The sequence below is a fragment of the uncultured Rhodococcus sp. genome (assembly GCF_963525155.1).
GTDB classification, from domain to species: domain Bacteria; phylum Actinomycetota; class Actinomycetes; order Mycobacteriales; family Mycobacteriaceae; genus Rhodococcus_F; species Rhodococcus_F qingshengii.
In genome coordinates this window covers 1-3152 of record NZ_CAURKP010000320.1, presented here as the reverse complement: position 1 = coordinate 3152, position 3152 = coordinate 1, and the positions used below count along the sequence as shown (strand labels likewise).

Annotated in this window: 2 protein-coding genes; one reads left to right on the top strand and one right to left on the bottom strand. The window is 65.5% G+C overall.

What is annotated here, in order from left to right; all coding sequences use genetic code 11:
• Positions 1–2091: alpha-glucan family phosphorylase (glgP, locus tag RWT78_RS28890; protein WP_314682850.1), on the top strand; the 2091-nt coding region annotated here is incomplete at its 5' end.
• 68 nt (positions 2092–2159) lie between these two features.
• On the opposite strand, the gene RWT78_RS28885 is transcribed toward glgP, so the two are convergent.
• Positions 2160–3152, bottom strand: a 993-nt coding sequence (locus tag RWT78_RS28885; RefSeq protein WP_314682847.1) for an ATP-dependent DNA helicase, incomplete at its 5' end; no start/stop codon positions are given.

The window sequence follows — 3152 nt, the reverse complement described above, 5'->3', positions numbered from 1 at the left end:
GCCGAGCACTACCCGCCGCACGACCCTCAAGGGTTGCCTCTTCGTTTGCTGACGGACGCAGGCCCGGCTTCCGAAGACGGATCGCCGGTCGTCATTCACGTCGCCATGCCCGGTGGCCGGGTGCTGCGTGCGCGAGTGTGGATCGCTCAGGTCGGACGAGTGCCGTTGCTGCTGCTCGATTCCGACATCGCCGAGAACGACGCGGATCTGCGCGGCGTCACGGACCGTCTCTACGGCGGGGACCAGGATCACCGCATCAAGCAGGAGATCCTCGCGGGTATCGGCGGCGTCCGCGCGGTGCGCGCCTACACCGCGGCGTACGGATTGCCCGATCCCGAGGTGTTCCACATGAACGAGGGGCATGCCGGATTCCTCGGCATCGAACGGATTCGGGAACTTGTCACCACCAGCGGTCTGGACTTCGATTCGGCTCTGGCCGCGGTCCGTGCCGGAACGGTCTTCACGACGCACACTCCGGTTCCCGCCGGAATCGACCGCTTCCCGGCGGATCTGGTCCGTCACTACTTCGGCGGAGCGAACGGCGAGAACGAATCGAGTTTGCTTCCCGGCCTGACCGTCGACCGCATCGTCGGGATGGGGCGTGAAGCCGATCCGTCGATCTTCAACATGGCGCACATGGGTCTTCGCTTGGGCCAGCGAGCCAACGGCGTCTCGAAGTTGCACGGCATCGTCAGCCGCGACATGTTCAACGGTCTCTGGCCGGGCTTCGACGCCGACGAGGTGCCGATCGGTTCGGTCACCAACGGTGTTCACGCGCCGACGTGGGCGGCGCCGGAGTGGATGGACGTGGCCAGGCGGATCGTCGGTCAGGAGCAACTCGAAGAAGCACGCGGGTGGGAGCGCCTGCACGAGTTGTCGGCAACCGAACTGTGGGAAACACGTAATGCGTTGCGCGGCAAGTTGGTCGACGAAGTTCGTCGTCGCGTCCGAGCGTCCTGGCTCGAACGCGGCGCGACCGAGGCCGAACTCGGCTGGACCACTGGAGTATTCGATCCCAACGTCTTGACAGTCGGGTTCGCGAGGCGCGTTCCGACGTACAAGCGGTTGACGCTGATGCTGCGTGATCCCGAGCGTCTGCGTGCGATGTTGCTCGACGAGAAACGTCCGGTGCAGTTGGTGGTGGCCGGCAAGTCGCACCCCGCCGACGACGGCGGTAAGGCACTCATCCAGCAGGTCGTGCGGTTCGCCGACGAAGCGGATGTGCGTCACCGCATCGTCTTCCTGCCTGATTACGACATGTCGATGGCCCGCTACTTGTACTGGGGCTGCGACGTGTGGCTCAACAACCCGCTTCGCCCCCTCGAGGCGTGCGGTACTTCCGGCATGAAATCCGCGCTCAACGGCGGCCTCAACCTCTCCATTCGCGACGGATGGTGGGACGAGATGTACGACGGCGAGAACGGGTGGGCCATTCCGACGGCCGACGGTGTTCTCGACGACGTGCGGCGTGACGATCTGGAAGCCAGCGCCCTCTACGAACTTCTCGAGCACGCGGTACTGCCGACGTTCTACGACCGTGATGCAGCCGATCTGCCGACGCGCTGGGTCGAGAGGGTTCGCCACACCCTCGAGAATCTGGGTCCGAAGGTGTTGGCATCACGCATGGTTCGTGACTACGCCGTCGACTACTACGCCCCTTCGGCGGAATCAGCTCGAGCGGTAGTGGCGGACGATTTTGCCGGCGCGCGTGAGGTGGCCGAGTTCCGTCGTCGCATCGAATCGCAGTGGCCGTCCGTCGCCGTCGAGCAGGTGGACGGTTCCGGACTGCCGGACACTCCGGAGATCGGTGCGACCATCTCGTTGAAGGCCAAGGTCCGTCTCGGCGGCTTGTCGGTCTCGGATGTCCAGGTACAGGCAGTCCTGGGACGCGTCAGCCCGGGCGAGGAGCTCACCGACGTGGTGACGTTCCCGATGACACAGTTCGGCGCCGAGGACGGAACCGAGATCTTCGAAGCCGAGGTTGCGCTTCCGGTCTCCGGCTCCGTGGGATACACCGTGCGGGTGCTGCCGCATCACCGGTTGTTGGTCGATGCGTCCGAACTCGGGTTGGTGACCACCCCGAGCGTCTGACGTATTGCATTCTGCCCCGGTCCGTTCGGTCGGTACCGGGGCAGAATTGTGCCCGTGTGAGAACCGGCTCAGGGACGTGAGTCGCGGATGCGGGTGAGCGCCTTGCGGACGACTTCGGGGTTGGTCGTCTCCCAGAACGGAGGCAGCGATGCGCGAAGGTAACCCGCGTATCTCGCCGTGGCCAGACGCGGATCGAGCACGGCCACCACGCCCTTGTCGTCGGTGCTACGAAGCAGACGGCCGACGCCCTGTGCCAGGAGCAGCGCCGCGTGATTGTCCGAGACGCTGAGAAAGCCGTTACCGCCATGGGATTCGATAGCCTGCTGGCGAGCCATCAACAGTGGGTCGTCCGGGCGCGGGAACGGAATCCGGTCCAAGATGACGAGGCTCAGTGACGGACCCGGAACATCGACGCCCTGCCACAGGGACAACGTGCCGAACAGTGACGTGGGTTCGTCCTTGGCGAAGGCCTTGACGAGGGTGCCGGTGGCGTCGTCGCCCTGGCACAGGATGGGGGTATCGAGGCGTTCACGCATCGCCTCCGAGGCGGCTTTGGCGGCGCGCATCGACGAGAACAGGCCGAGGGTGCGTCCGCCCGCAGCCTCGACGAGTTCGGCGATCTCGTCGAGATAGACCGGGGCGAGGCCGTCGCGGCCGGGAGTGGGGAGGTGGCGGGCAATGTAGATGATGCCGGCCTTTGCATGGTCGAAGGGCGACCCGACGTCGAGTGAGTTCCAGCGGAAAGCCGAAGCGTCAGAAGGTGCTTCGGTGCCGATGGCGGTACCCGAGTCGGGGCGCGCGGACGATTCCGCAGGAAGACCCCAGTTGACGGCGAGACCGTCGAACGATCCGCCGACGGTCAGTGTCGCGGAAGTGAGAACGACGGTGGATTCGGCGAACAGTCGCGAGCGCAGCAATCCGCCGACGGAGAGCGGAGCCATCCGGACGGAGCGCCGCACCGATCCGCGGAACTCGTCCGAGGACAGCCAGACGACGTCCTTGCGCTTTGCCGGGTCTGGTTCGTCGAAAGCGGTGAGAATACGCACGGCACTGTCGTGGAC